This is a genomic window from Serratia sp. X10, assembly GCF_017811775.1.
GTDB lineage: Bacteria > Pseudomonadota > Gammaproteobacteria > Enterobacterales > Enterobacteriaceae > Serratia > Serratia ureilytica.
This window is the reverse complement of the sequence record NZ_JAEIOH010000003.1, coordinates 336069-362752: the sequence shown is the minus strand read 5'-3', so window position 1 is coordinate 362752 and position 26684 is coordinate 336069. Positions and strand designations below refer to the sequence as shown.

Genomic DNA, 26684 nt, shown 5'->3' with positions numbered 1-26684 from the left:
TAAAGGGCGAAAAGCTTTCTTTCTGTAACTCCCGCCACGGGCGGGGCGGTGAGAGTTATCCACTATTCCTGTGGATAACCTTGTGCATTAGATTTAGAAAAACGCTGTAAAGCGAGAGCCGACGCGGGTTCTGTTCGCTTTGTCCGCAATCTCGTCTTTTTATTAAAAACATTAATTATCAATAAATTAACTAAAATCAAGACGCCAGGGCATTGATCGGGTTTCTATGTGTGATTTTTCGCCGGCGTGCTATCAATAAGTTAATTTTCGGCAAGTTCTGGGGATAAATCTGTTATTGACAATAAAAATGTCACCCCGCTGTAATCTCACGGTGCAACGGCGTTGCCGCGCTGCCGGGCGCAGCGACGAATCCGCTTGAAGCTGGTTTTATATCCAGTATCATGGGCACTGGCGCAAATCGCCGACACTTTCCATAATTAGGGGCCACGTCCGGCGCAGAGCCGGCTGGCCGCCTGAGCGCGCGCATCTCCACAGGGTAGCCGAGCAATGAGTAAACTTTTCAAACTGCATTCTGATTTCAAACCGGCCGGCGATCAGCCGGAAGCCATCCGCAAACTGGAAGAAGGGTTGGAAGACGGCCTGGCGCACCAGACGCTGCTGGGGGTAACCGGCTCGGGCAAAACGTTCACCATCGCCAACGTGATAGCCGATCTGAATCGGCCGACCATGGTGCTGGCGCCGAACAAGACGTTGGCGGCGCAGCTGTACGGCGAGATGAAAGAGTTTTTCCCGGAGAATGCGGTGGAGTACTTCGTCTCCTACTACGACTACTACCAGCCGGAAGCCTACGTGCCCAGCTCCGACACCTTCATTGAAAAAGACGCTTCGGTGAATGAGCACATCGAGCAGATGCGCCTTTCCGCCACCAAGGCGCTGCTCGAGCGGCGCGACGTGGTGGTGGTGGCGTCGGTGTCGGCGATCTACGGCCTGGGCGATCCGGATCTTTACCTGAAGATGATGCTGCACCTGACCAAGGGCATGATCATCGATCAGCGCTCCATTTTGCGCCGGCTGGCGGAGCTGCAGTATTCCCGCAACGATCAGGCTTTCCAGCGCGCCACCTTCCGCGTGCGCGGTGAGGTGATCGACATTTTCCCGGCGGAGTCGGACGAGCTGGCGCTGCGCGTCGAGCTGTTCGACGACGAAGTGGAGCGGTTGTCGCTGTTCGATCCGCTGACCGGGCAGATTGAGCAGGTGGTGCCGCGTTTCACCATCTACCCGAAGTCGCACTACGTGACGCCGCGCGAGCGGATCATTCAGGCGATGGAAGAGATCAAGGTCGATCTGGCGGACCGCCGCAAGGTGCTGTTGGCCAACAACAAGCTGCTGGAAGAGCAGCGCCTGACGCAGCGCACCCAGTTCGATCTGGAGATGATGAACGAGCTGGGTTACTGCTCGGGCATCGAAAACTACTCGCGCTACCTTTCCGGGCGCGCCGAGGGCGAGCCGCCGCCGACGTTGTTCGATTACCTGCCGGCGGACGGCCTGCTGGTGGTCGACGAATCCCACGTGACCATTCCGCAAATCGGCGCGATGTTCAAAGGCGACCGCGCGCGCAAGGAAACGCTGGTGGAGTACGGTTTCCGCCTGCCGTCGGCGCTGGACAACCGCCCGCTGCGCTTCGAGGAGTTCGAGGCGCTGGCGCCGCAGACCATCTATGTTTCCGCCACGCCGGGCAAATATGAGCTGGAGAAATCCGGCGGCGATCTGATCGACCAGGTGGTGCGCCCGACCGGGCTGCTGGATCCGATCGTGGAAGTGCGGCCAGTCGCCACTCAGGTGGACGATCTGCTCTCCGAGATCCGCAAGCGTGCGGCGATCAACGAGCGCGTGCTGGTGACCACCCTGACCAAACGCATGGCGGAAGACTTGACCGAATATCTGGAAGAGCATGGCGAGCGCGTGCGCTACCTGCACTCGGATATCGACACCGTGGAACGCGTCGAAATCATTCGTGACCTGCGTCTGGGCGAGTTTGACGTGCTGGTGGGCATCAACCTGCTGCGTGAGGGGCTCGACATGCCTGAGGTGTCGCTGGTGGCGATTCTGGACGCCGACAAGGAAGGCTTCCTGCGTTCCGAACGTTCGCTGATCCAGACTATCGGCCGCGCGGCGCGTAACCTGAACGGCAAGGCGATCCTGTATGGCGATCGCATCACCGATTCGATGGCCAAAGCGATCGGTGAAACCGAGCGGCGGCGCGCCAAGCAGCAGGCTTACAACGAAGCCAACGGCATCGTGCCGCAGGGGCTGAACAAGAAGATCGGCGACATTCTGCAGATTGGCCAGCCGGTCAACCGCGCCAAGGGTAAAGGCAGGGGCAAGGCGGCGGACAGCGGCGCTCAGCTGCAGAACCTCACGCCGAAAGCGCTGGATCAGAAAATCCGCGATCTGGAAGCGCAGATGTATACCCATGCGCAAAATCTGGAGTTCGAGCAGGCGGCTGCGCTGCGCGACGAGATCCACCAGCTGCGCGAGCAGTTCATCGCGATTTCCTGACCGTTGGACGGCGCCCGCGCTGTGGGCGTCAAAATTCCTTGTCGGCCGCGTCAAAGCTGTTATGGTGTGCGGCCCGATTTGACCACGAAGAGTACCGAACATGAGCCAACACCAGTCTAAAGACCCGCTGCACGGCGTGACGCTGGAGCAACTGCTGAATAAACTGGTGGATCACTACGGTTGGTCCGAGCTGGGCGCGCGCATTCGCATCAACTGCTTCCGCAGCGATCCGAGCATCAAGTCCAGTCTGAAATTTTTGCGTCGTACGCCCTGGGCGCGTAAAGAGGTGGAAGATCTGTATATCGATATGGTCAGCCATCCCGCCCCAGCCAGCGATAATCCCTGGCTGCGCGGGCGAGACGGTTAAATTCGGTCAGCGGCGGTCGGCCAGCTCCACCAGCGCTTGATCCAGCGCCTGGCGCAGCAGCTGGCGATCGTGGCGATAAGGGATGTCGCTCGCTTCCAGCGGTTGCTGAATCACCACCCGATCCTGCACTTCACTGGCGTCCACCGCCGGGCCGACGATCAGCGCATCGATCATCCGGCGGCCGATCTTCTCTTCCATCAGCGTCAGCTTATCCTTTAACGACAGCGCCGCGGCGGCCACGCTCAGCTCGCGGCCGAGGTTGCCGATATAGATCATGCTGGCGCTGCTGCGGCGCAGCGCCTGGGTGAGATCGTCGAGCAGCAGCAGCGGCATCAGGCTGGTGAGAAAACTGCCCGGCCCAATCAGGATCACGTCGGCCTGCGCGATGGCGTCCAGCGCTTCGCGCGTGGCGTTGACCGGGGGAGACAGCATCAGCTCCTGCGGCATATGAGTCAGTTGGTCAACATTCACTTCACCGTAAACATGGTTGCCTTCGTGATCGTGCGCCATCAAATCCACCGGCTGTTCCGACATCGGGATTAACGCCGCGTCCACCTTCAACAGGCTGCGCACCAGGTTGATCGCTTCCAGCGGGCGCACGCTCAGGTGATCCAGCGCTTTCAACATCAGGTTGCCGAGGTTATGGCCGGCCAGTTCGCCGTTGCCGCTGAAGCGGTATTCGAACATCGCCGAGGCGACGCTCGGCTCGGTGATCAGCTGGTTGAGACAGTTGCGGGTATCGCCCCAGGCAATGCCGCCTTCCGAACGGCGGATCCGGCCGGTGGAACCGCCGTTGTCGGTGGTGGTAACGATGCCGGTCAGGCGGGAGCCTAAGGACGACAGGGCCGACATCACACGGCCCAGGCCGTGTCCGCCGCCCAACGCCACCACGCGGTCGAGATCGGCCAGGGTACGATTACGCATAAATTTCCTTACAAAGGGGCTGAACTGCCCGCATAAGGTAGCGGATCCGGCGTAAAAACGCGATATACCCGTTATCCTTGACGTTGCCTCTGGGGTGAACGCGCTTGCCGTCGGGAGGCGACGCCCATTATTTAGGGGATAAAGAGTGCCATTTGCGTGATTCTGGTCAATTCGCCCTCGTAAGCGATGTTTATCATGGTTTACCCGATTACGCGGCGTCTAAAAACGCTGTATAGACAGTTATATAGCGAATTAACGCGTTGGCTATCGTTGCCGATTAGCGCTAGAATTCTGCTGAAAACCACGGTTTCATTCCGGCTACTCAAGGTAGCGGGAAGAGAAATCAAACTCCTAGCCCCTGCGCCTACGTTGTTCATCCGGAACGATATGGCGCCTGGGCCGTGGCGAAGTCAGCCACCAGGGTGCAGAGGGGAAACGCTCGCATCTCCCGACTTTGGAAAGGTGTTATGGTACCGCAACTCATTGATGCTTATGAGCGCAAGTTCTATTACCTGCGCTTGTCGATCACCGACGTGTGCAACTTTCGTTGCACCTACTGTCTGCCCGACGGCTACAAGCCGAGCGGCAGCCCGAAAAGCTTCCTGTCGCTGGATGAAATCCGCCGCGTCAGCCGCGCGTTCGCCGAACTGGGCACCGAAAAGGTGCGCCTGACCGGCGGCGAGCCTTCGCTGCGCCGCGACTTTACCGAGATCATCGCCGCCGTGCGGGAAAATCCGGCCATTCGCACGCTGGCGGTCACCACCAACGGCTACCGTCTGGCGCGCGACGTCGCCGCCTGGCGTGACGCCGGTCTGACGGCGATCAACGTCAGCATCGACAGTCTGGATCCCCGCCAGTTTCACGCCATTACCGGTCAGGACAAGTTCTGCCAGGTGATGGACGGCATCGACGCCGCCTTCAGCGCCGGTTTCAGCAAGGTCAAGGTCAACGCCGTGCTGATGCGCGACGTCAATCACCAGCAACTCGGCGCGTTTCTCGCCTGGATCAAGGATCGGCCGATCCAGCTGCGCTTTATCGAACTGATGGAAACCGGCGAGGGGGGCGAACTGTTTCGCAAACACCACGTTTCCGGCGAAGTGATTCGTCTGCAGCTGGAGCAGCAGGGCTGGCAGCGCCAGGCGCGCGGACGCAGCGACGGCCCGGCGCAGGTGTTCAGCCACCCGGACTACCAGGGTGAGGTGGGTCTTATCATGCCGTATGAAAAAGACTTCTGCGCCAGCTGCAACCGGCTGCGCGTTTCTTCCATCGGCAATCTGCATCTGTGCCTGTTCGGCGAGCAGGGGGTGCCCCTGCGCGATCTGCTGGCGGACGACGGCCAGCTCGACGCGCTGAAGGCGCGCATTCAGAGCGGGCTGCTGAGCAAGAAGCAGACCCATTTCCTGCATCAGGGCAACAGTGGGATCACCCAGAACCTGTCGTTTATCGGCGGCTGACAGCCAATAGGAGCTTATTGAACCATGAGCCATGCGAGCAGCGAGTTTATTCCGGCGCATATCGCCATCCTGACCGTGTCCGACAGCCGCGGCGCGGCGGAAGACACCTCCGGCCAATATCTGCAGGAAGCGGCGCAGGAAGCCGGCCATCAGGTGGTGGATCGCGCCATCGTCAAAGATGACATTTACCAGATCCGCGCACGGGTTTCCGCGTGGATCGCCGATGACAACGTGCAGGCGGTGCTGATCACCGGCGGCACCGGTTTTACCGCGCGCGACAACACGCCGGAAGCGCTGTTGCCGCTGTTCGACAGAGAGGTGGAAGGGTTCGGCGAACTGTTCCGCATGGTGTCGTACGAAGAGATCGGCACCGCGACGATCCAGTCGCGCGCGCTGGCCGGCCTGGCCAACCGCACGGTGATTTTCGCCATGCCGGGCTCCACCCGCGCCTGCCGCACCGCCTGGGAGCGGATTATCGAAGAACAGTTGGACGCGCGCCATCGCCCGTGCAACTTCCAGCCCCATTTGAAGAAGCCCTGAGTCATGACACAGCTAACCCACATTAACGCCGCCGGCGAAGCCCATATGGTTGACGTTTCCGCCAAGGCCGAAACGGTGCGCGAGGCGCGCGCCGAAGCCTTCGTCGATATGCTGCCCGCCACGCTGGCGATGATCGTCGACGGCAGCCATCACAAGGGCGACGTGTTCGCCACGGCGCGCATCGCCGGCATTCAGGCGGCCAAACGCACCTGGGAACTGATCCCGCTGTGCCACCCGCTGATGTTGAGCAAAGTCGAAGTGCAACTGGAGGCGCAAACGGAGCACAGCCGGGTGCGCATTGAAACCTGCTGCCGGCTGACCGGCAAAACCGGCGTCGAGATGGAAGCGCTGACCGCCGCCTCGGTGGCGGCATTGACCATCTATGACATGTGCAAAGCGGTACAGAAAGACATGGTGATCGGCCCGGTGCGCCTGCTGGCGAAAAGCGGCGGCAAATCCGGCGATTTTAAGGTGAACGCATGATCGATATTCTTTTCTTCGCGCAGGTGCGCGAACTGGTGGGCACCGGCGCGCTGTCGATGCCGGCGGATTACCCGACCGTCGAGGCGCTGCGTCAGGCGCTGTGCGCGCGCGGCGATCGCTGGGCGCTGGCGCTGGAGTCCGGCAAACTGCTGGCGGCGGTCAATCAGTCGCTGGTGGCGGCGGATCACCCGCTGCGCGCCGGCGATGAAGTGGCCTTCTTCCCGCCGGTTACCGGGGGATAAGCATGGAAAACACCCGCATTCGCGTGGGCGAAGCGCCGTTCAACGTCGGCGACGAGTATCAGTGGCTGGCGCAGTGCGACGCCGACGGCGCGGTGGTGACCTTCACCGGCAAGGTGCGCAACCATAACCTCGGGGACGACGTCAGCGCGCTGACGCTGGAACACTATCCCGGCATGACCGAGAAGGCGCTGGCGGAGATCGTGGCCGAGGCGCGCAGCCGTTGGCCGCTGCAGCGCGTGACGGTGATCCACCGCGTCGGCGCGCTGTATCCCGGCGACGAGATCGTGTTCGTCGGCGTGACCGGCGCGCACCGCGGCATGGCGTTCGCCGCCAGCGAGTTCATCATGGACTACCTGAAGACCCGCGCGCCGTTCTGGAAGCGCGAAGCGACCGGCCAGGGCGATCGTTGGGTGGACGCTCGAGACAGCGATCGTCAGGCCGCGCAGCGCTGGCACGACGCGGCTAAATAACGCCTCAACAGCGGAAACAAATCAAGACCTTTGCCGCTTTCGCGCGGCCTATTCTGTGGTACGCTTATAGCAGGCGAAGCCCCGTTTACGGGGCTTCGGAATCTTGTTTACAACGCAAAAGGTAACCGTCATGGACCGATATCCACGCTCTAATGGTTCAATCGTCGAACGTGCCAACAGCGGCATTCAGGCCTACATGGCGCAGGTTTACGGCTGGATGACCTGCGGTCTGCTGCTGACGGCGTTCGTTTCCTGGTATGCGGCCAATACGCCCGCGATCCTCAACTTCATCTTCTCCAGCCAGATCACCTTCTTCGGTCTGATCATCGCCCAGTTGGCGCTGGTGTTCGTGATTTCCGGCATGGTCAACCGCCTGAGCGGCGCGGTGGCCACCTCGTTGTTCATGCTGTACTCGGCGCTGACCGGGCTGACGCTGTCGAGCATCTTTATCGCGTACACCTACAGCTCGATCGCCAGCACTTTCGTCGTCACCGCCGGCATGTTCGGCGCGATGAGCCTGTACGGCTACACCACCAAGCGCGATCTGAGCGGCTTCGGCAGCATGTTGTTCATGGCGCTGATCGGCATCGTGCTGGCTTCGCTGGTGAACATCTGGCTGAAAAGCACCGCGCTGATGTGGGCGATTACCTACATCGGGGTGGTGGTGTTCGTCGGCCTGACCGCGTACGACACGCAGAAACTCAAGGCGATGGGCGAGCAGCTGAACGCCGATGATAAAGACGGCTTCCGCAAGTACGCCATCGTTGGCGCGCTGACGCTGTATCTCGACTTCATCAACCTGTTCCTGATGTTGCTGCGCATTTTCGGCAACCGCCGCTAAATCCGTCGTCTTTCATGCCTTAGGGTATTTGGCGATCAAAAAGCTCTGCATGTGACATGCAGAGCTTTTTTTATGCGATCTTGCGGCGGAACAGCGCGTAGGCGGCGCTGCCGGTGGTGGCGGTGATCACCAGCAGCGGCCACAGGCTGCGCCAGATAATGCTGAAGCTGGCGTCCTTCAGGTAGATCTGCTTGGTGATGTCGGTGAAGTGGCGTATCGGGTTCACCCAGGTCAGATCCTGCAGCCACACCGGCATATTCTCCACCGGCGAGACATACCCCGAGAGCAGGATCGCCGGCATCATGAACACGAACACGCCGATAAACGCCTGTTGCTGAGTGGCGCACAGCGACGAGATCAGCAGGCCGAAACCGACCAGCGACAGCCCGTAGATCAACATGGTGGCGTAGAACAGCAGTAGCGATCCGGCGAACGGGATCTGATACAGGAAGATGCCGATCAACAGCACGATGCTGGCCTGGAAGCTGGCGACGATCAGCGCCGGCACCGCCTTGCCGATAAAGATCTGCCAGGTGGTGAGCGGCGAGACCAGCAGCTGTTCCAGCGTGCCCTGTTCACGTTCGCGCGCCACCGACAGCGAGGTGACGATCAGCACGCCGATGGTGGTGATCATGGCGATCAGCGACGGCACCACGAACCATTTGTAGTCCAGATTCGGGTTATACCAGTTGCGCACCACCAGTTCGCTGTTGTTGGGTTTGGCGCGCTTGCCGAGCAGCTCGTTCTGATATTCCTGCACGATCTGCTGCACGTAGTTGGCGGCGATCTGCGCGCTGTTGGAGTTGCGCCCGTCGAGCAGCAGCTGCAGCGGCGCGGTGTTGCCGGCGGCGATATCGCGTGAGAACTGCGCCGGGAAGCGGATCAGCAGCAGCGCCCGCTGGTTGTCGATGGTGGTCTTTATCTCCTGCGGATTGCGCAGCAGCAGGACATGGGAGAAGGCTTTGGCCTTGGCGAAGCGTTGGGTCAGCTCCACCGATGCTTGGCCGCTGTCCTCGCTGTAGACCGCGATGGTGGCGTTGGTGACTTCCAGCGTCGCGGCGAACGGGAACAGCAGCACCTGCAGGATCACCGGCATGATCAGGATGGCGCGGGTTTGCGGATCGCGCAGCAGCGCCTGCATTTCCTTGATGATGAGCGTCAACAGACGGTGAAACATCACTCTTTCTCCTTAATCCAGCCGGCGCTGGGTTTTCCAGGCCGTCAGGCCAATGAACACCACGGCGGAAGCGATCAGGAACAGCAGATTGATCGCCAGCACGGTGCCGACGTTGCCCGCCAGGAACAGCGTTTGCAGCGTGCTGACGAAGTAACGCGCGGGAATGATGTAGGTCACTGCGCGTACGATGGCCGGCATGCTGTCGATCTGGAAGATGAAGCCGGACAGCATGATCGACGGCAGGAAGGCGGCGTTCAGCGCCACCATCGCCGCGTTGAACTGGTTGCGGGTGAGGGTGGAGATCAGCAGGCCCATGCCGAGGGTGCTGGCGAGGAACAGGCTGCTGATCAGCAGCAGGATCAGCAGCGAACCGCGATAGGGCACGCCGAGCACCCAGACCGCCACCGCCATGCACAGCGCCATGGCGATCATGCCGAGGAAGTAATACGGGATCAGCTTGGAGAGCAGCAGCTCGCTGCGCGTCACCTGGGTGGAGAGCAGGGCTTCCATGGTGCCGCGCTCCCATTCGCGGGCGATCACCAGCGAGGTGAGAATGGCGCCGATCACCGTCATGATGATGGTGATGGCGCCGGGAATGATGTAGTGCCGGCTGATGGCCGCCGGGTTGAACCAGTAGCGCATCTGCACGTCAATCAGCGGCTTGTCGTTGCTCCCCCGATCGGCGGCGCGCTGCTGCTGCCAAACTTGCCATACGCCCTGGGCATAGCCCTGCACGAAGTTGGCGGTGTTCGGCTCGCTGCCGTCGGTGATCACCTGGATAGGGGCGCTGTCGTGCGGGCGCGCCATGCGCTGGTCGAAATCCACCGGGATCACCACCAGGCCGCGGATCGTGCCGGCCTGCATCTGCTGGATCAGCTGCTGGCGGTTATCGCTGATGGTCGGTTCGATATAGGGCGAACCGGCGAAGGCGTGGGCCAGATCGCGCGCGTCTTCGCTCTGTTGCTCCATCAGAATGCCCAGATGCAGCTTGCTGGAGTCCAGGTTGATGCCGTAGCCGAAGATAAACAGCAGCATCAGCGGGATAACGAAGGCGATCAGGCCGCTGCTGGGATCGCGCAGTATTTGCCGCGTCTCCTTCAGGCACAGCGCGCGCAGTCGGCGCCAGGAGAAGCCGCCGTCGTCGATTGGGGCTCGGTTGTCGCTCACCGCGGTTCCTCCTCGTCGTAGCCCTGCACCAGTTCGATAAACGCCTGTTCCATCGAGGGGTTGGGGTTGTCGTCGCGCGCTACCTGTTGTTTGAGATCGTCCGGCGTGCCGGCGGCGATGATCTTGCCGCGATACACCAGGCCGATGCGGTCGCAGTATTCCGCCTCGTCCATAAAGTGGGTGGTCACCATCACCGTGACGCCTTTGTCGACCATGCCGTTGATGTGCAGCCAGAACTCGCGCCGCGTCAGCGGATCGACGCCGGAGGTCGGTTCGTCGAGGAACAGAATATCCGGTTCGTGCATCAGCGCGCAGGCCAGCGCCAGGCGTTGCTTGAAGCCGAGCGGCAGGGCATCCGGCGTCTGATCGAGGATCGGCGCGAAGTTGAAGGCGCGGGACATCTCGTCGATTTTGTCGCGCTGCGCCTTGCCGCTCAGGCCGTAGACGCCGGAGAAGAACTTCAGGTTCTGCGCCACCGTCAGGTTGCCGTACAGCGAGAATTTTTGCGCCATGTAGCCGAGGCGTTGGCGCGCCTTGCCGGAACTGGTCTTCAGATCCATCCCCAGCACCAGCGCCTTGCCGCCGGACGGCACCAGCAGGCCGCACATCATTTTGAAGGTGGTGGACTTGCCGGCGCCGTTCGGGCCGAGCAGACCGAAGATTTCGCCGCGCCGTACCTGAAAATCGACGTGATCGGTGGCGGCGAAATCGCCGAATTTCTTGGTCAGCTGCACCGCTTCGATCACCGTTTCACCGCTTTCTCCGTCAACGGTCGGCATGATCTCCGCCAGCGCCGAGCGATGGTTGGGGCCGCCGCCGAGCAGATCGATAAACGCATCCTCGAAGCGCGGATCCGCTTCGTCCAGTTCGGCGTCCGGCAGATCCAGCGCCTGCAGCAGCTGCCGGTGATCTTCGCCTTCTTTCAGGATCAGGCGCAGGTACTTGCCCTGGATCACGCCGTCGGTGACCGCCGGCAGGCAGATCGCCCGCTGCAGCAACGATCGATGGCTGCCGGGCGGCGCGGCGATCAATACCGTGCGTCCGGCCATGCGCTGGGTCAGATCCTGCGGCGCGCCGCTGAACAGCAGCTCGCCCTCGTTGAGCAGCAGCACTTCGCGACACTGCTCGGCCTCGTCGAGATAAGAGGTGCTCCACAGGATCAACATGCCGTCATTGGCCAGCTCGTGCACCATGCGCCACAGCTCGCGGCGCGAGATCGGATCGACGCCGACGCCCGGTTCGTCCAGCAGCAGCACCTGGGGTTCGCCCACCAGCGTGCAGGCCAGTCCCAGTTTTTGCTTCATGCCGCCGGAAAGCTTGCCCGCTAGACGCTCGGTGAAGCGGGTCAGATCGGTGAATTTCAGCAGCCGTTCGAAGGTCTGGCGGCGAAGATCGCCGGTGACGCCGCGCAGATCGGCGTACAGCGTCAGGTTCTCCATCACCGTCAGATCCTCATACAGCCCGAACTTCTGCGGCATGTAGCCGAGGATCGCATGCAGTTGGCGATCCTGGCCGATCGGATCCAGCCCGGCGACCCGCAGTTTGCCGCTGCTGGGCTTCAGCAGCCCGGCCAGCATGCGCAGCAGGGTGGTTTTGCCGGCGCCGTCCGGGCCGACCAGCCCGATGACCGCGCCGCTGCGCAGGGTGGTGGTCAGGCTGGCGACCGCCGGTTTCTCAAGCGACGGGAAGCGCTTTTCCAGCCCTTCCAACTCGATGGTGTGCGCCTGTTCCATGGCCGGCCTCAGGGTTTGGCGAAGCGCAGGGTGACCGGCATGCCCTGACGCAGCGCATCGTCGGCGTCGGTGACGATCACCCGCAGGCGGTACACCAGATCGGTGCGCAGATCCGGCGTTTCAACGCTTTTCGGCGTGAACTCTGCGGTTGGCGAGACGAAACCGATCTTGCCGTGGTAAGGCTTGTCGGGGCGGCCGTCGGTGTAAATTTCCAGCTCGGTGCCGGGCACCGCCTGGTTCAGGCTGGTCTCGTTGACGTAGGCGCGCACCCACACCGGCCGGGTCAGCGACAGGGTGAACACCGTGCCGCCGGCGCCGAGCATGGTGCCCGGCTCCACCGCGCGGGTCAGCACCGTGCCGGCGGAAGGGGAGAGCAGCGTGGCGTCTTGCAGGTTCAATTGCGCCTGCGCCAACGCCGCTTCGCTTTGCGCCACCTCGGCCTTGGCCTGTTCAATCTCTTGCGGGCGGTTGCCGCTGCGGTATTGCGACAGTTTGTCCTTCGCCGCCTGCAGGTTGGCCTGCGCCTGGTTGCGGGCGGTGCGCGCATCCTCCAGCGCGTCGGCGGAGGTGGCGTTTTTCGCCCACAGCCCCTGCTGGCGCTTCAGGAAACTGTCGGCGTAGGCGAAAGCGGACTGGCGCTGCGCCATTTCTGACTGCACCTGGGCTATCTCTTCGCTGCGATAGCCGGCCTGCAGCAGCGACAGTTTGGCGCGCGCGCTGCCGACGTTGGCTTCGGCCTGTTGCAGCGCATTGCGGTAGGGAGCATCGTCCAGTTTGCCGAGCAGCTGGCCCGGCTGAACGGTATCGCCTTCATCCACCGTCAGCGACGCCAGGCGGCCGTCGACGCGAAAGCCGAGGTTGACCGTGCGGATATCGACGTTGCCGTACAGCGTCAGCGGCCGCTCCTGCTGTTGTTGGTAATGCCATACCCCGTAAGCGACGGCCGCGATCAGCAGAATCAACAACACGATCAAGGCACTGCGTTTTTTGTTCATAACACTCCCTGCCTGAATTTACGCGCCGTGACGTTGGCGCAGCCCAATAACTAAAATCTCGATATGCTCGCTCAGCACCGCCGCGATTTGCGCCGCTTCGCCCTCGCCAATCTCTTGCCAGCCGGCCTGACGGCGGATGGTCTCCCGCGCTACGCGGAACGACAGCACCTCGCCGATCAGCGCATGGGTATGCAACACGAGGCGGGCAGCGCGTTCGTCGATGCCGGTGGCGGCCGACAGCAGGCGGCACAGCCGTTCGTGCATCGGCGCGATCACCTGGCGGTGGATCAGCGGGTAGGCGTCGGTTGGGGCGAGCTGTTCGCGCGACATGATTTTGCTCAGATTCAGCGTGTGCGGCTGGGTCATCAGTTCGCTGAAGGCCAGCAGGCCACGCTGCAGCAAACGCAGCGCTGCGTCGGGCGATCGCTGTGCGGCAGGCTGCTGCCCAAAGCGATCGGCCTCTTCGGCCAGCGGGGCGAACGCCTGCTGGATGAAATCGGCGAGCGACTGCGCCACGGCCAGATACAGCCCCTCTTTGGAGCTGAAGTAGTAGGTGATGGCGGCGATATTCTGGCCGGCGCGCTGGGCGATATCGCGGGTGGTGGCGCCCTGCAGGCCGAATTCGCCGAACAGGTCGGTCGCCGCGGCGAGCAGTTGCCGACGCGTTTGCTCGCCGCGCGCCCGGCCGGCGGCCTGATGAGGGACGGAAGCTGGCATGGGGCACGCTCAAAGTTAATCAATCATATGATTAACTTTATGCCAGATTGTTTAAAACGCAACCGCTAACCACAATGAGTTATGTGACCGACTTCAGATAATGCTGAATTTACGGCAGATTGTGCTCTCTGCACGTAAAAGTGCTTTTTATTGCGCGACTTCTGTTACAATCGCCGCCTGGTGCACTGCAGTTTGTGCCAATCCCTCGTGGTCATGCTTAATGCCCCGTCTGATCATCCTCCCAGGAAACTGCACCGAACACTGTTAGGTTAGGGGGGATCTGGAGTTTTTCTCTTTATGTCATTTGAAACCCTCGGCTTAAGTGCTGAAATTGTGCGCGCTGTTGAAGAACAGGGCTATCGCGAACCGACGCCAATTCAGCGTCAGGCTATCCCTGTCGTGCTGGAAGGTCGTGACCTGATGGCCAGCGCCCAGACCGGCACCGGTAAAACCGCCGGTTTTACCCTGCCGCTGTTGCAGCTGCTGAGCAAGCATGACCATCCGGTCAAAGGCCGTCGCCCGGTGCGCGCGCTGATCCTGACGCCAACCCGTGAGCTGGCGGCGCAGATCGGCGAAAACGTTGATGCCTACAGCAAACACCTGCGCCTGCGTTCGCTGGTGGTGTTTGGCGGCGTGAGCATCAACCCGCAGATGATGAAGCTGCGCGGCGGCGTCGATATCCTGGTGGCGACGCCGGGCCGTCTGCTGGATCTGGAACATCAGAACGCGGTTGACCTGTCCAAAATCGAAATTCTGGTGCTGGACGAAGCGGACCGCATGTTGGACATGGGCTTTATCCACGACATCCGTCGCGTGCTGGCCAAGCTGCCGGCCAAGCGCCAGAACCTGCTGTTCTCCGCAACCTTCTCCGACGACATCAAGGCGCTGGCCAACAAACTGCTGCATAACCCGGCCTCGGTGGAAGTGGCTCGCCGCAATACCGCGTCCGAGCAGATCGAGCAGAGCGTGCACTTCGTCGACAAGAAGCGTAAGCGGGAACTGCTGTCGCAGATGATCGGCGAAGGCGACTGGAAACAGGTGCTGGTCTTTACCCGCACCAAGCACGGCGCCAACCACCTGGCGGAACAGCTGAACAAAGACGGCATCACCGCCGCGGCGATCCACGGCAACAAGAGCCAGGGCGCCCGAACCCGTGCGCTGGCCGATTTTAAAGACGGCCGCATCCGCGTGCTGGTGGCGACCGACATTGCGGCGCGCGGTCTGGATATCGACCAGTTGCCGCACGTGGTGAACTACGAGCTGCCTAACGTGCCGGAAGACTACGTGCACCGCATCGGCCGCACCGGCCGCGCGGAGCGCACCGGCGAAGCTATCTCGTTGGTGTGCGTGGATGAGCACAAGCTGCTGCGCGACATCGAACGTCTGCTGAAGCGTGAAATTCCGCGCATTGCGCTGCCGGGCTACGAGCCGGATCCGACCATTAAGGCCGAGCCGATCATCAACGGCCGCCAGGGCGGCGGACGCGGTGCGCCGCGCGGCAACGGCGGCGGCCAACGTTCCGGTAACGGCGGCGGTCAGCGCAGCGGTAACGCCAACGGCGGCCAGCGTGAAAACCGTGGCAACGGTAACGGCAACGCTCGCCCGCAGGGTGATGGCCAGCGCCGTTCTGGCGCGCCGGCCTCGCGTCGCCCGCGCAACCGCAAACCGGCCGAATAAGCCCGATTGCGCAAAAGCAAGCCGCCTGTATGGGCGGCTTTTTTTTGCCTGGCGGAACGGCATTTTCGTACTAGGCTGGACGGTGGCTACCCCTACATTCCAGGAGACGGAGATGAAATTGAAGTGCGCAATTCTCGATGACTATCAGCAGGTGGCGCTCAACATGGCGGATTGGTCAGCGCTGACCGATCGGGTGGTGGTGTCGGCCATCAGCGCGCACTTTACCGATGAGGCGGAGCTGGCGGTGCATCTGCAGGAATGTGACATTCTGGTCATCATGCGCGAGCGCACGCCGATAACCGCCTCGCTGCTGGCGCGGTTGCCGCAACTGAAACTGCTGATCACCTCCGGCATGCGCAATGCCGCTATCGATCTGGCCGCCGCCGCCGAGCGCGGCGTGGTGGTGTGCGGCACTGCCAGCGGGTCGGCCGCGCCGATGGAGCTGACCTGGGCGCTGCTGCTCGGGCTGGCCAAGCATATCGTGCCGGAAAGCGCAGGGCTGCGGAACAACGGCCCGTGGCAGTTGGGCTTGGGCGTCACGCTGCAGGGGAAGACGCTGGGGCTGCTGGGGCTGGGTAAGATCGGCGGCCAAATGGCCAAGGTGGCGCAGGCGTTCGGCATGCGGGTGCTGGCCTGGAGCCAGAACCTGACGGCGGAACGGGCAGCGCAGGAAGGCACCCTGCTGGCGCCGTCCAAGCGGGCGCTGTTCGAGCAGAGCGATTTTGTCTCCATTCACCTGGTGCTGAGCGATCGCAGCCGTGGGTTGGTGGGGCGCGACGAATTGACGGCGATGAAACCCACCGCTTACCTGATCAACACCTCGCGCGCGGGGATCGTCGATCGGGCGGCGCTGGTGGACGTGCTGCAACAGCGGAAGATCGCCGGCGCCGGGCTGGACGTGTTCGAGACGGAGCCGCTGCCGGCCGACGATGTGTTTCGTCAGCTGCCCAACGTGCTGGCGACGCCGCATGTGGGTTACGTGGCGGAGGACAACTACCGCGCCTACTTCACCGAGGCGGTCGAGGACATTGCGGCGTTTCTCGCCGGCCAACCGATCCGTCGGCTGGGCTGACGGCGTTTTTAATGCCCGCAGAGGCTTGTCTGGCGCGGGCATTCACCCGTATCATTGCGGGTCTTTTTTTAGCTGGGATTGGTCATGCGCGTATTATTGGCTCCGATGGAGGGCGTTCTCGACTCTTTGGTGCGTGAATTACTCACCGAAGTGAACGACTACGATCTGTGCATCACGGAATTTTTGCGCGTGGTCGATCAGCTGCTGCCGGCCAAGTCGTTCTACCGGCTGTGCCCGGAGCTGCGTCACGCCAGCCGCACGCCGTCGGGCACGCTGGTGCGGGTACAGCTGCTGGGGCAGTACCCGCAGTGGCTGGCGGAGAACGCCGCGCGCGCGGTGGAATTGGGCTCTTACGGCGTCGATCTCAACTGCGGCTGCCCGTCCAAGCTGGTGAACGGCAGCGGCGGCGGGGCGACGCTGCTCAAAGATCCGGAATTGATCTACCAGGGCGCCAAGGCGATGCGCGCGGCGGTGCCGGCCCATCTGCCGGTCACGGTGAAGGTGCGCCTGGGCTGGGACTCTTCCAATCGCAGCTTTGAAATCGCCGATGCGGTGCAGCAGGCGGGCGCCAGCGAACTGACGGTGCACGGTCGCACCAAAGAGGACGGCTATAAGGCGGATCGCATCAACTGGGCGGCGATCGGCGAGATCCGTCAGCGGCTGAGCATCCCGGTTGTCGCCAACGGCGAGATCTGGGATTACCAGAGCGCGCAGGATTGCCTGCAGACGACCGGCTGCGACGCCATCATGCTGGGGCGCGGCGCGCTCAACGTGCCGAACCTGAGCCGGGTGGTGAAATATAACGAACCGCGCATGCCCTGGCCGCAGGTGGTTGAGCTGCTGCAAAAATACGTCCATCTGGAAAAGCAGGGCGACACCGGCCTGTATCACGTGGCGCGCATTAAACAGTGGCTGGGTTATTTGCGTAAAGAATATGATGAAGCAACTGAACTGTTCAGCGAAATACGCGCGCTGACGACGTCCGGGGATATTGCGCGCGTCATCTGCCGCAGCTGAAAATAAACCCGCGCGTGGCGGGTTTATTTAAATCGGCATTATCAGGCGGCTTTATCAAGTCTGTTTAATTCTATCTCGATATCCTGAATGGTTTTTTCCAGTCCTTCCAGACAGGCGCCCTGTTTATTCAATAGGTCGTTAATGGCTTCGGCGAATGCCTTATTTTTGCATTCCCCCTGATCGAAGGCCAGCCAGTGTGCGGAGAGCGTCTCGATATTCGACTGCGCGTAGTGGCGCATTTCCTTCAGCTGGGAAGCGACATTGCGTAAATTATCCAGCTGCGCCTGTGCATTTGCATTGTTGCTCATGAATTTCTCCTTGAGTTGGCCGTTAAATAATTTCGACTGCGGGATCAAGCTTACCCCATTTAAATAAAAATATCACCCTGAGTGGTCTGGGTGGTTATTTTTTGGTGGGTGTGACTATATTTATTGTTCGGTTGAACAAGGACTTGGGTGGAATTGTAAAAATAGATAAATAAGGTGTTTTTGGCGATTATTTTCGGCCATCCCGTTCGGGATGGCCGTTATTCTACCCCTTAAGCGTGAGGCCGACTATGCCGCGTCCGCCAGCATAAACATGCCGTAGGGGTGAATTTCCAGATAATACTGCTCGCCGACGTTCGGTTGCAGGCGGGTGGCGTTAACCTGCAGCAAAATCTGTTGCCCGTGCCACGCCACCGTCACCTCATACTGCGGCCCCATGTAGGCGACATGCTGGATCTCGCAGCGCTGGCTTTCATCGCCATGCTCGCTCAGCGTGATCGCTTCCGGCCGCACGCCCACCGTGCCGGCGCCCTGGGCGGCAAAGTGCGCGGGGCGCGGCAGGCGATAGCCGCTGATATCGACATGATCGGCGCTGAAGCTGGCCGGGAACAGGTTGGCGTCCCCCATAAAGCTCGCCATAAAGCGCGAGGCGGGTTGCCGATAGAGATCCTGCGGCGAGCCCATCTGCATGATATGCCCCTTGTTCATCACCAGTACGGTGTCGGAGACTGCAAAAGCCTCGCTCTGATCGTGGGTGACGTACAGCGACGTGATATCAAACTGCTTTTGCAGCTCGCGGATCTTTTCGCGCATGCTGCGGCGCAGGTTGGCGTCGAGGTTGCTCAACGGCTCGTCGAACAGCAGCACTTTCGGCTTGAGGATCAGCGCGCGCGCCAGCGCCACGCGCTGCTGTTGGCCGCCGGAGATCTGATCGACATAGCGATCGTCGAACCCCGCCAAGTCCACCATCGCCAGCGCTTCCTGCACGCGCGCTTTCACTTCGGCGCGCGGAATGCCGAGCATCTTCAGGCCATAGCCGACGTTCTCCCCCAGCGACATGTGCGGGAACAGGGCATAAGACTGGAATACCATGCAGATGTCACGCTGCTGGATGGAACGATGGGTGACGTCTTCACCATCAATGAATATCTGCCCGTCGCTCGGTTTTTCCAGCCCGGCGACCAGGCGCAAAATGGTGGTCTTGCCGCAGCCGGAAGGGCCGAGTAGCGTCACCATTTGCCCCCGTGGGATGGTGAGCGTGATGTTATCGATTACCGTGTTGCTGCCGAACCGTTTGGAGACGTTACGCAGTTCAACGAAATTTTTCTGGCTCATCATGGGCTCCATTACGCCTGGTTTTTGGCTTTTGAACGGGAGATGCGTGCCTCGCCGATCAGCCAGTCAAAGAGGAAAATAATCGCCAGCATCACCACGATCAGAATTGAACCGTAGGCGATCGCCACGCCGTATTCGCCGTCTTCCACGCGGTTGAGGATGTAGGCGGTGGCCACGCGGGTATCGGGGGTGACCAGGAAGACGATGGCGCTGACGGTGGTGATGGCGCGCACGAAGCTGTAGATCAGCGCCGACAGGATAGCCGGGCGCAGCAGCGGCAGCAGGATGTGCGTGATGGTGCGCAGCGAGCCGGCGCGCAGGCTGAGTGAGGCTTCGTCCAGCGATTTGTCTATCTGGCCCAGCCCGGCGATCCCGGCGCGAATGCCCACCGGCACGTTGCGCATCACCATCGAAATAATCACGATGGCGGCCGTCCCGGTGAGGTACACCGGCGCGCCGTTAAAGGCGAGAATGTAAGAGACGCCCGCCACGGTGCCCGGCACCGCAAAGCACAGCATGGTGGTGAACTCGATGGTCTTTTTGCCCTTGAACTGCTGGCGCACCACGATCCAGGCGATCAGCAGGCCGAACGCGGCGGTGATCGGCGCGGCGATCCCGGCGTACAGCAGCGTATCGAGCAGCGAAGGCCACGCGCCGTCGCTCATGCCCTGGCCGAACAGCTTGATGAAGTTATCCAGCGTCAGCGTGTAATCCACCCCCCAGTTGACGGTGAAGCTGCCGTAGAAAATGCTGCCGTAAAGCAGGGCGTTAAAGGCTATCCACACCGCCAGCAGCGCGATCACGCTCCATACCAGCGTGACCGGCAGCGGCTGTACGTCGCCGCGATAGGATTTGCCGGACACGGTGACGTAGGAACGCTTGCCGATCCACATATACTGGATGCAGAACACCAACAGCGAGAACAGCAGCAGGAAGGCGCCGAGGGTGCTGGCGGCCTGATAATCGAGCTGTGAACCGGTAATGTAGAAATAGATTTGCGTCGCCAGCACGTCGAAGTTGCCGCCGAGCACCAGCGGGTTGCTGAAATCAGCCAGCGATTGCACCACCACGATCAGAAACGCGTTGGCCAGCGCCGGTTTCAGCAGCGGCACGAACACGCCGTTAAAGGTTTGCCAGCGGCTGGCGCGCAGGGTGTAGGAGGCTTCTTCCAGCGAAGGATGAATGGTCTTGATCGCGCCGTCGAGGATCATGAATGCCATCGGAGTGAACGCCAGCACCTGCGCCAGCCAGATGCCGGTAAAGCCGTACAGCCAGTTGGTGTTGGTCAAACCGAACCAGGCCACCATCCACTCGGTGACGTAGCCGGAGCGCCCCATCATCAGCGTGACGCCCAGGCCGACGACGAACGGCGGCGTGACGATGGGCAGGATGGAGAAGATGCGGCCGATAATGGCGCTGCGCCTGGCGACGCGGGTGGTGTAAATCGCCAGCACCAGGCCGAAAAAGGTGCAGCCGGCGCCCACAGCGATCGACAGGGCGATGGAGTTGAGGATCACCTGAATGATATGCGCCTGCGACAGCACGTTCATAAACGCCAGCGGCGCGAACGCGCCCGTCTGGTCGGTGAACATCGGAATGAAAATCGCGATGCTCGGCCAGACGATAAAGACGCCGATCAGCGCCACGATGGTGACCAGCGCGCCGATCACGAAACGGTCGCCCCCCAGCCAGTCGAGGCGGGTCAGCGCCAGCGTCATGATGGCGCCCAGCGCGGTCAACTGCACCAGGGTGGCGTAGCCTAAACCGCGTCCCGCCACCGTGGCGCTGACAACGATAAAGGCCATGCACAGCAGCGCCCAGCCGGCATCGAGCGCGTGGCGGCGCCGCTGCTCACGGCCCGCCGCAGCGTAAGGGCGCAGCAGCAGCAGGCTCGGCAGCAGGCACCAAAGCCAGCTGATATTGCGGTGTGACCAGCCATAGGCCGCGAGGATCTCTTCGCCGGTGGACTCCAGCAGGCCGTAATCCAGGCTCCAGCTCGGCAGCAGGGCGAACGCCAGCCAGCCAAGCAAAACCCAAAGGGATATCGCATCTCGTTTTTTCACGAGATGGAGTGCATGTGTATGTGACATAAGTTTCCCGGATGTTCAGGCCGGGCAAGCCGTGAGGCTTACCCGGCAACAGGCGCAGAATGTGGGCTTATTTACCCATCTTGACTTCGCTGACCCATTTATTGATCAGCGCCTTGCGGACGTCGGTCGAACCGTACTTGTCCATGTCGTAGTTGATCAGCTTCAGGTCGTCGAGCTTCAGCGAGTTCGGCGAGGTGTCGGCGGTGGTGTTGGTCAGGATCTGATAGGACTTGCCTTGCTTCCACGCCAGCTCCTGCGCCTCTTTCGACAACACCCAGTCCACGAACAGCTTGGCGTTGTCGAGGTTGCGCGCGCCTTTGAGGATGCTGACGCCGCCGATTTCGTAGCCGGTGCCTTCGCAAGGCGAGATCAGCTCCAGCGGCGCGCCCTGTTCCTTTTCGAGCGAGTAGTCATGCAGGAAACCGATGCCGATCGCCGTTTCACCGCGGGCGGCGTTGCGCGCCGGGGCAATGCCGGATTTGGTGTACTGCGAGACGTTGGCGTTCAGCTGCTTGAGGTAATCGAACGCCTGATCGTCTCCCCACAGCTGGGCAAAGGTCGCTAGCGCGGTGTAGGCGGTGCCGGAGCTTTGCGGATCGGCGATTTGAATCTCGCCTTTGTATTCCGGTTTGGTCAGGTCTTTCCAGCACTTGGGCACCGGCAGGTTTTTCTCTTTCAGGCGCTGGGTATTGACGCCAAAGCCGAGAATGCCGACGTAGACCGCCGAGGAGTAGTTGCCTTTCAGCTTGGCCGGATCGCGGAATTGCGTCATCACCTGGTCGAGATTCGGCGATTTGTACGGCTGCAGCAGCCCCATTTCACCGGCCTGGGATTGCGGATCGAGCGTGCCGCCGTACCAGACGTCCGCCTGCGGGTTCTTCTTCTCGGCGTCCACTTTCGCCAGCGTACTGCCGGATCCGTTGCGGATGAACGCGGTTTTCACGTCATATTTCTCGCCAAAGGCTTTGGTTTCCGCTTCGCACATTTCATTGGTGGCGCTGCAGTAGACCACCAGGCGGCCCTTGGCGTGCGCGGCGCCGCTCAGCGTGGCCAGCGCGATGCCGGACGCTATCAAGGTAGTGACCCACGTTTTTTTCATTGTTTTATCCTTCTCTCGGTAGAGGTGGTAACGCTCGCCATCAGCAGCGGCATCAGCAATAAACCCATAAGAACGGCGGCGATCGACAGCAAACTGAACATGCCTGACCAGCCGTAGCCTTCGATGACCCGCGACAGCGGCCAGCCCGCCAGCGCTGCCCCCAGGTAGGCGAACAGGCCGAGAAAGCCGGTGATGGAGCCCGCGGCGCCTTTGTGCCCGCATTCCACGGCGGCGAGGCCAATCAGCATCTGTGGGCCGAAGACAAAAAAGCCCACCGTAAAGAAACAGCCCGCCAGCAGCGCGTAGTGATGCACCGGCGCCAGCCACAGCGCGGCGACGGAAACCATCAGCCCGAGCGTGAACAGCAGAATCATCGGCGCGCGCTGCCCGCCGAACAGCACATCCGAGCCCCAGCCGGCGAACAGCGCGCCGAGCAGGCCGCCTATCTCGAACAGCATCACCGTCGCATTGGCGCTGAGCAGGTTGACGCCGTGGCTTTCCGTCAGCCACAGATTGCCCCAGTCGTTCAAGGCGATGCGGATCAGATAGACCAGCACGTAAGAGACGCCGAGCAACCAGATCATCGGGTTGTTCAGCATCGTGGCGCGCAACATTCGCCACAGCCCCATCGGCGGGCTTTGCTGTTCCTGGCGCAGCTCCAGCGGATCGTGGCGCCACTGGCCGACCGACGGCAGGCCTTCTTCCTGTGGCGTGCCTGTCAGCTGCCGCGTGAGCCAGATGCCCAGCACCATGCTGACGGCCCCCGGGATCAACATCGCCGCCTGCCAGCCCCAGCGCTGGGCGGCGAAGGCGCTGATCAGCGGCACAATCGCGCCGCCGAGGTTGATCGACATATTCCAGCAGCCCCACCAGAAGCCGCGTTCGTTGCGCGAATACCAGTGGGTCAGCAGCCGCGCGCAGGGCGGCCAGCCCCAGCCCTGAAAGAAGCCGTTCAGCGCCCAGACCGCCAGCAGCAGCGTCAGCGATTCGCCGAAGGCGAACGCCACGTTCAGCAAACCGGTGGCGAACAGGCCGATCCCCATAAACCCGCGCTGCCCATGGCCGTCGTGCCACAACCCGGCGACGAATTTTGACAGGCCGTAGCTCAGATAAAACAGCGAGCCGAGCAGGCCGATGTCTCCTTTATCCAGCCCCAAATCCGTTTGCAGCGCCGGCAGCACGTAATTCACGCTTTTGCGCGTCAGGTAAAAGGCGGCATACCCGATGACCATGTACAGCAGCAGCCGCGGGCGCAGCGCGCGGTAGCGATGATCGATTTCAGATGCCGAGCGTGCTTGCATAGCCGCCTCCCTGGTGCTGACTATAAGAAGGTGAAAAGGAAAGGGGATGAGAGAAAGTCCGGAGTGGCTAAGACTTTTTCCTAGTTAGTCGGCGGTTTGTTGCAAATTTGTGGGCAGGTTAACAATTACCCGGGTGCCGCGCTGCGTGTCCAGCGTCAGTTCGCCGCCGAGCGCGCTGACCCGTTCGCGCATTCCCTGAATGCCGAAGCCCGGCGCGTTGCCCGCATGGATGCCGACGCCGTTGTCCCGCACCTCGAGGTGCAAAATGGCGCCTTGCTGATACAAAACGATGGCGACTTCGCTGGCCTCGGCGTGTTTGCACACGTTGTTGAGCAGCTCTTGCAGCAGCCGGTAGAGGGTGAAGCGCACCGTCTCGCCGGCGGGCGTGTCGGTCAGGCGGTAGTCGAAACGGCAACGGATGCCCCGTTCGCTAAAGGCGAATTCGCTCAGCAGGTGGTGAAGCGCGTCTTTGAACGCCAGCTCGTCCAGCGCGGGCGGGCGAAGTTGGCGCAGCAGCTGGCGCGTGGAGTGATGAATGCGCCGGGCGAGATCGCCTATCTGGTTCGCGGCGGCCTGGGTTTGCGCCGGATCGCGCGCCCGCTTGACCAGCTGCGACTGAATTTGAATGGCGGTGATGTTCTGGCCGATTTCATCGTGCAGCTCGCGCGCCAGGTTCTTTCGCGTGTCTTCTTCGGTGTGGATCAGTTTTTCGGTCAACGCCCGCCGCGCCGCCAACTCTTCTTCCAGGCGTTGGCGATAGTGGTGCAGGTTTTGCGCCAGGTGCTGCTGACGGCTGATGGCGATGCCCAGACCGATGCCGAGCAGCGCCTGGGTCGCCAGAAAGATTTCCAGCTCGACCAGATTGCCGAACCCCACGCCGACCTGCCGCGCGATGGTGATCATCATGCTGCCGAGCAGGCCGGACAGCACGCCGCCCTGCCAACCGAACTTCCACGCCATCACCACGTTCGGCAAAAACACCACGATCAGCAGCAGGCGCTCGATTTCCGGCGACAGCACCATCTGCGTACCGATGCCGATAACGAAAAACAGGCTGCACCAGATGATTAAGGACGCGCGCAGCGGCGGGTTGGCGGTGTCCAGCCCCAGCAGATGGTAGCGGTGCTGCTGGCGCAGAAATTCAAAGATCAGATAGACGAACGGGGTCAACAAAACACCGCCGGTAAACGACGCCAGGCCGAGCAGCATCGCCGGGCTCTGCGCGAAAGGCGACAGCAGGGCGGTATTGAGCAGCGAGGCGGCGGTCACTGCGGCCAGCAGCAGCGTCAGCCGTTGCCAGTAGAGCGGAAAACGGCGCCAGACCCGCTGCGCGAGAAGTGCCGGGATCAGGGTGATGAACGGCGCGGCCAGCAGGCCGTAGCCGCTCAGCAGGCGTTCGCCGTGCAGCCAGAACAGCAGCAGCACCGGTGGTATTATCAGGGCGGGCCAATAGCGCCGCCCCAGCAAGATCAGCAGCGCGAGATAGACGCCGTGGGGCAGAAACAGCGCCGCCTGATTGCCGTTGTGGGTCAGATAGAAACCGAGCGTCCACAGCATCAGCCAGCCGCTGCCCCAGGCCAACAGGATAAACAGCGAGATAACCCAGGGCCGTGAGCGGAGTGACATCAATGCCCCACCAGCAGCTGATGATCGAGGGCGAAATGCACCAGCTCGATGGTGCTGTTGCACTGCAGCTTGCCCAGGACGTTGGCGCGATGTACGTGCACCGTTTTATGGCTGAGATCGAGCTTGAAAGCGATCTCCTTTACGCTGTCGCCTTTGACCAGCAGTTCGAAGATTTCACGCTCGCGCGGGGTCAGCACTTCCAGCGCCGTGGCCGGCTGCTCGCCGCCGCGCAGCGCCCGCAGCGCGTCGGCGCACAGGTAATGGCCGCCCATATCGACGGAGCGCACCGCCTGCACCAGCTCTTCCGGCCCGCAGCGTTTGGTCAGATAACCGCTGGCGCCGGCATCCAGCGCGCTCTGCACGAAGGTGGGGGAGTCATAAATGCTGAGTATGATCGCGCGAAACAGCGGCTTCTGCGCCCGCAGGCGTTTCAACAGGCTCAGGCCGTTTTCATCCGGCATGGCGATGTCCATCACCGCGACGCTGACGTCGTCGCGCAGCAATGCCGGCCAGGCCGCCGCCGCGCTGCTGTATTGCCCCGCCACGTCGATGTCTGCTTCGAGGCTGAGCAATTGCGCAAAGCCGGAGCGCACCACCACATGGTCATCCACCAGTATCACACGGATCATTTTTCGCACTCTGTTGCCGAATCATGATCCTATGATGCCTGCCGCCGCGATGCTGGCAATCAGCCAAGCGCGGTTATGCAATCGATGTAACAGAATCGTAATAAAAGGACGCCGCCGGCGCCGTCAACGATCCACATCGATGGCGAAATGTCGCCACAGCGCGGCCCGCCGCTCCTCTTCCGAATGCAGCGTCGTTTCGTGGCGCTGGTGATCTTCGGTCACGATCAGCTTCATGTCGCTGAGAGTCACCCGGCCCTGTTCGGTCGGCCGTGAACACACCAGGCGCTGGGTGAAGTGCGACTGCGGCGAGGTGCTGTGGAATCGGCACATCTCGTCGAATTCATGCGGTTCGCGCGGCTGAACGGTAAAGCGATACAGGGTTTTGGCATGCGAGCGCTGGTCGCCGTTGCGGCGTTCCAGCAGGTAATATTCGCCTTCCCGCTCCAGGTGGAAGGTGCCGCTGGCCTGCGGTTGCGGCTCGGCAACGACGATTTTGAGCGGCGTCAGGAAGGAATCGCCGAAACCGACGTCCACCAGCCAGGCCTGGCCCGCCAGATCCACCCGCAGCGCCAGATGGTCGTAGGGCGGGCCGAAATGGCCGTCGCGCGCGCGGATCTCGCCGGAGATAAAGCTCACCCTGAAACCGATCTCCCGCAGCAGCAGGGCGAACAGCGTATTCAGCTCATAACAGAAACCGCCGCGGTTACGCTCGACCACTTTGCTGAACAGCGCTTCGGGCGCCAGCTGAATACCCTGATGATAAATAATGCTCAGGTTCTCGAACGGCACGCTCAGCATGTGGCGATGGTGCAGCTGTTGCAACGTGGGGAGATCGGGGCGGGCGACGCCGGTAAAGCCGATATGCTGCAGGTAGCGTTGGATGTCCACAGGGTGTCTCGCATGAGAAAAAGTAGGCTTAAAATAGCGGGCTTTGCGGCGTTT

Annotated in this window: 25 protein-coding genes and 1 riboswitch; of the genes, 11 read left to right on the top strand and 14 right to left on the bottom strand. The window is 61.7% G+C overall.

Annotation, left to right across the window (positions count from 1 at the left end; translation table 11 throughout):
• The first annotated feature begins 507 nt into the window (after window positions 1-507).
• Entirely contained in the window at window positions 508-2520 is a 2013-nt protein-coding gene (uvrB, locus tag J9788_RS12080) for an excinuclease ABC subunit UvrB (RefSeq protein WP_033642236.1), read from the top strand.
• A 100-nt stretch (window positions 2521-2620) separates the two neighbouring features.
• Window positions 2621-2887 (top strand): VF530 family DNA-binding protein, encoded by a 267-nt coding sequence (locus J9788_RS12075; protein WP_004939783.1) that lies wholly within the window; start codon window positions 2621-2623, stop codon window positions 2885-2887.
• A 6-nt stretch (window positions 2888-2893) separates the two neighbouring features.
• Here the strand turns inward: J9788_RS12075 and yvcK are convergent, their stop codons facing one another.
• Window positions 2894-3811 (bottom strand): uridine diphosphate-N-acetylglucosamine-binding protein YvcK, encoded by a 918-nt coding sequence (yvcK, locus tag J9788_RS12070; protein WP_033642237.1) that lies wholly within the window; start codon window positions 3809-3811, stop codon window positions 2894-2896.
• Between the two features lie 336 nt (window positions 3812-4147).
• A riboswitch (molybdenum cofactor riboswitch) is annotated at window positions 4148-4292 on the top strand.
• On the opposite strand from yvcK, the gene moaA reads away from it, so the two are divergent.
• The 6 genes from moaA (at window position 4279) to J9788_RS12040 (ending at window position 7841) form a co-directional block, all read left to right on the top strand.
• Window positions 4279-5265 (top strand): GTP 3',8-cyclase MoaA, encoded by a 987-nt coding sequence (gene moaA, locus J9788_RS12065; RefSeq protein WP_182264944.1) that lies wholly within the window; start codon window positions 4279-4281, stop codon window positions 5263-5265. It overlaps the preceding riboswitch by 14 nt.
• A 24-nt stretch (window positions 5266-5289) precedes the next feature.
• Window positions 5290-5805 carry a molybdenum cofactor biosynthesis protein B gene (moaB, locus tag J9788_RS12060; RefSeq protein WP_033642238.1) on the top strand — a complete coding sequence of 172 codons (516 nt, stop codon included), beginning with the start codon at window positions 5290-5292 and terminating at the stop codon, window positions 5803-5805.
• A gap of 3 nt (window positions 5806-5808) precedes the next feature.
• Window positions 5809-6288 carry a cyclic pyranopterin monophosphate synthase MoaC gene (gene moaC / locus J9788_RS12055; protein WP_025301929.1) on the top strand — a complete coding sequence of 160 codons (480 nt, stop codon included), beginning with the start codon at window positions 5809-5811 and terminating at the stop codon, window positions 6286-6288.
• Window positions 6285-6530 (top strand): molybdopterin synthase sulfur carrier subunit, encoded by a 246-nt coding sequence (gene moaD / locus J9788_RS12050; protein ID WP_004939768.1) that lies wholly within the window; start codon window positions 6285-6287, stop codon window positions 6528-6530. The genes moaC and moaD overlap by 4 nt, the downstream gene beginning before the upstream one ends.
• Window positions 6531-6532: 2 nt before the next feature.
• On the top strand, window positions 6533-7000 hold the full coding sequence (moaE, locus tag J9788_RS12045) for a molybdopterin synthase catalytic subunit MoaE (protein WP_033642239.1): 468 nt from the start codon (window positions 6533-6535) through the stop codon (window positions 6998-7000).
• A 130-nt stretch (window positions 7001-7130) separates the two neighbouring features.
• Window positions 7131-7841 (top strand): Bax inhibitor-1/YccA family protein, encoded by a 711-nt coding sequence (locus J9788_RS12040; RefSeq protein ID WP_004939761.1) that lies wholly within the window; start codon window positions 7131-7133, stop codon window positions 7839-7841.
• A 70-nt stretch (window positions 7842-7911) separates the two neighbouring features.
• On the opposite strand, the gene J9788_RS12035 is transcribed toward J9788_RS12040, so the two are convergent.
• Genes J9788_RS12035 through cecR form a run of 5 tightly spaced genes read right to left on the bottom strand, consistent with a single transcriptional unit; the run spans window position 7912 to window position 13630 of the window.
• On the bottom strand, window positions 7912-9018 hold the full coding sequence (locus J9788_RS12035) for an ABC transporter permease (RefSeq protein ID WP_042783886.1): 1107 nt from the start codon (window positions 9016-9018) through the stop codon (window positions 7912-7914).
• A 12-nt stretch (window positions 9019-9030) separates the two neighbouring features.
• Complete coding sequence (locus tag J9788_RS12030) at window positions 9031-10185, bottom strand: ABC transporter permease (RefSeq protein WP_182264943.1); 1155 nt, start codon at window positions 10183-10185, stop codon at window positions 9031-9033.
• A complete protein-coding gene (locus J9788_RS12025; protein WP_099785322.1) occupies window positions 10182-11918 on the bottom strand; it encodes an ATP-binding cassette domain-containing protein in 1737 nt (578 codons plus the stop codon). Before J9788_RS12025 ends, J9788_RS12030 begins: the two co-directional genes overlap by 4 nt.
• Window positions 11919-11926: 8 nt before the next feature.
• Window positions 11927-12913, bottom strand: coding sequence for a secretion protein HlyD (gene hlyD / locus J9788_RS12020; protein ID WP_164057429.1), 987 nt, complete (start codon window positions 12911-12913; stop codon window positions 11927-11929).
• A gap of 18 nt (window positions 12914-12931) precedes the next feature.
• Window positions 12932-13630 carry a transcriptional regulator CecR gene (gene cecR, locus J9788_RS12015; protein ID WP_182264942.1) on the bottom strand — a complete coding sequence of 233 codons (699 nt, stop codon included), beginning with the start codon at window positions 13628-13630 and terminating at the stop codon, window positions 12932-12934.
• Window positions 13631-13927: 297 nt separating this feature from the next.
• Between cecR and rhlE the strand changes: the two genes are divergently transcribed.
• From rhlE to dusC, 3 genes are all read left to right on the top strand, one after another.
• Window positions 13928-15307 (top strand): ATP-dependent RNA helicase RhlE, encoded by a 1380-nt coding sequence (gene rhlE / locus J9788_RS12010; RefSeq protein ID WP_042783890.1) that lies wholly within the window; start codon window positions 13928-13930, stop codon window positions 15305-15307.
• A gap of 112 nt (window positions 15308-15419) precedes the next feature.
• Entirely contained in the window at window positions 15420-16379 is a 960-nt protein-coding gene (locus tag J9788_RS12005) for a D-2-hydroxyacid dehydrogenase family protein (RefSeq protein ID WP_182264941.1), read from the top strand.
• A gap of 84 nt (window positions 16380-16463) precedes the next feature.
• Window positions 16464-17396 (top strand): tRNA dihydrouridine(16) synthase DusC, encoded by a 933-nt coding sequence (dusC, locus tag J9788_RS12000; protein ID WP_033652368.1) that lies wholly within the window; start codon window positions 16464-16466, stop codon window positions 17394-17396.
• A gap of 41 nt (window positions 17397-17437) precedes the next feature.
• Here the strand turns inward: dusC and J9788_RS11995 are convergent, their stop codons facing one another.
• From J9788_RS11995 to J9788_RS11960, 8 genes are all read right to left on the bottom strand, one after another.
• Window positions 17438-17704 carry a hypothetical protein gene (locus tag J9788_RS11995; RefSeq protein ID WP_033642249.1) on the bottom strand — a complete coding sequence of 89 codons (267 nt, stop codon included), beginning with the start codon at window positions 17702-17704 and terminating at the stop codon, window positions 17438-17440.
• Between the two features lie 246 nt (window positions 17705-17950).
• Window positions 17951-18997, bottom strand: coding sequence for a ferric ABC transporter ATP-binding protein (gene fbpC, locus J9788_RS11990; protein ID WP_033642250.1), 1047 nt, complete (start codon window positions 18995-18997; stop codon window positions 17951-17953).
• Window positions 18998-19008: 11 nt separating this feature from the next.
• Entirely contained in the window at window positions 19009-21087 is a 2079-nt protein-coding gene (locus J9788_RS11985; RefSeq protein WP_182264940.1) for an iron ABC transporter permease, read from the bottom strand.
• Between the two features lie 67 nt (window positions 21088-21154).
• On the bottom strand, window positions 21155-22186 hold the full coding sequence (locus tag J9788_RS11980) for an ABC transporter substrate-binding protein (protein ID WP_182264939.1): 1032 nt from the start codon (window positions 22184-22186) through the stop codon (window positions 21155-21157).
• Complete coding sequence (gene uhpC, locus J9788_RS11975) at window positions 22183-23511, bottom strand: MFS transporter family glucose-6-phosphate receptor UhpC (protein WP_265183263.1); 1329 nt, start codon at window positions 23509-23511, stop codon at window positions 22183-22185. Before uhpC ends, J9788_RS11980 begins: the two co-directional genes overlap by 4 nt.
• 60 nt (window positions 23512-23571) lie before the next feature.
• A complete protein-coding gene (locus tag J9788_RS11970; protein WP_182264938.1) occupies window positions 23572-25113 on the bottom strand; it encodes an MASE1 domain-containing protein in 1542 nt (513 codons plus the stop codon).
• Entirely contained in the window at window positions 25113-25742 is a 630-nt protein-coding gene (locus J9788_RS11965) for a response regulator transcription factor (protein ID WP_182264937.1), read from the bottom strand. The genes J9788_RS11970 and J9788_RS11965 overlap by 1 nt, the downstream gene beginning before the upstream one ends.
• 123 nt (window positions 25743-25865) lie before the next feature.
• Window positions 25866-26630: an arylamine N-acetyltransferase gene (locus J9788_RS11960; RefSeq protein ID WP_046896834.1), complete on the bottom strand. Its 765-nt coding sequence runs from the start codon at window positions 26628-26630 to the stop codon at window positions 25866-25868.
• Window positions 26631-26684: the final 54 nt, after the last annotated feature.

What these genes read in the sequence shown, in the direction of transcription:
- J9788_RS12005 (WP_182264941.1), top strand. Translation starts at nt 15,420, where the DNA reads ATGAAATTGAAGTGCGCAATTCTCGATGACTATCAGCAGGTGGCGCTC.
- cecR (WP_182264942.1), bottom strand. Translation starts at nt 13,630, where the DNA reads ATGCCAGCTTCCGTCCCTCATCAGGCCGCCGGCCGGGCGCGCGGCGAG.
- J9788_RS12025 (WP_099785322.1), bottom strand. Translation starts at nt 11,918, where the DNA reads ATGGAACAGGCGCACACCATCGAGTTGGAAGGGCTGGAAAAGCGCTTC.
- J9788_RS12075 (WP_004939783.1), top strand. Translation starts at nt 2,621, where the DNA reads ATGAGCCAACACCAGTCTAAAGACCCGCTGCACGGCGTGACGCTGGAG.
- moaE (WP_033642239.1), top strand. Translation starts at nt 6,533, where the DNA reads ATGGAAAACACCCGCATTCGCGTGGGCGAAGCGCCGTTCAACGTCGGC.
- J9788_RS12035 (WP_042783886.1), bottom strand. Translation starts at nt 9,018, where the DNA reads ATGTTTCACCGTCTGTTGACGCTCATCATCAAGGAAATGCAGGCGCTG.
- fbpC (WP_033642250.1), bottom strand. Translation starts at nt 18,997, where the DNA reads ATGAGCCAGAAAAATTTCGTTGAACTGCGTAACGTCTCCAAACGGTTC.
- J9788_RS11965 (WP_182264937.1), bottom strand. Translation starts at nt 25,742, where the DNA reads ATGATCCGTGTGATACTGGTGGATGACCATGTGGTGGTGCGCTCCGGC.
- J9788_RS11980 (WP_182264939.1), bottom strand. Translation starts at nt 22,186, where the DNA reads ATGAAAAAAACGTGGGTCACTACCTTGATAGCGTCCGGCATCGCGCTG.
- moaD (WP_004939768.1), top strand. Translation starts at nt 6,285, where the DNA reads ATGATCGATATTCTTTTCTTCGCGCAGGTGCGCGAACTGGTGGGCACC.
- J9788_RS12040 (WP_004939761.1), top strand. Translation starts at nt 7,131, where the DNA reads ATGGACCGATATCCACGCTCTAATGGTTCAATCGTCGAACGTGCCAAC.
- hlyD (WP_164057429.1), bottom strand. Translation starts at nt 12,913, where the DNA reads ATGAACAAAAAACGCAGTGCCTTGATCGTGTTGTTGATTCTGCTGATC.
- moaB (WP_033642238.1), top strand. Translation starts at nt 5,290, where the DNA reads ATGAGCCATGCGAGCAGCGAGTTTATTCCGGCGCATATCGCCATCCTG.
- J9788_RS11985 (WP_182264940.1), bottom strand. Translation starts at nt 21,087, where the DNA reads ATGTCACATACACATGCACTCCATCTCGTGAAAAAACGAGATGCGATA.
- uvrB (WP_033642236.1), top strand. Translation starts at nt 508, where the DNA reads ATGAGTAAACTTTTCAAACTGCATTCTGATTTCAAACCGGCCGGCGAT.
- rhlE (WP_042783890.1), top strand. Translation starts at nt 13,928, where the DNA reads ATGTCATTTGAAACCCTCGGCTTAAGTGCTGAAATTGTGCGCGCTGTT.
- J9788_RS11970 (WP_182264938.1), bottom strand. Translation starts at nt 25,113, where the DNA reads ATGTCACTCCGCTCACGGCCCTGGGTTATCTCGCTGTTTATCCTGTTG.
- dusC (WP_033652368.1), top strand. Translation starts at nt 16,464, where the DNA reads ATGCGCGTATTATTGGCTCCGATGGAGGGCGTTCTCGACTCTTTGGTG.
- moaC (WP_025301929.1), top strand. Translation starts at nt 5,809, where the DNA reads ATGACACAGCTAACCCACATTAACGCCGCCGGCGAAGCCCATATGGTT.
- moaA (WP_182264944.1), top strand. Translation starts at nt 4,279, where the DNA reads ATGGTACCGCAACTCATTGATGCTTATGAGCGCAAGTTCTATTACCTG.
- yvcK (WP_033642237.1), bottom strand. Translation starts at nt 3,811, where the DNA reads ATGCGTAATCGTACCCTGGCCGATCTCGACCGCGTGGTGGCGTTGGGC.
- J9788_RS11995 (WP_033642249.1), bottom strand. Translation starts at nt 17,704, where the DNA reads ATGAGCAACAATGCAAATGCACAGGCGCAGCTGGATAATTTACGCAAT.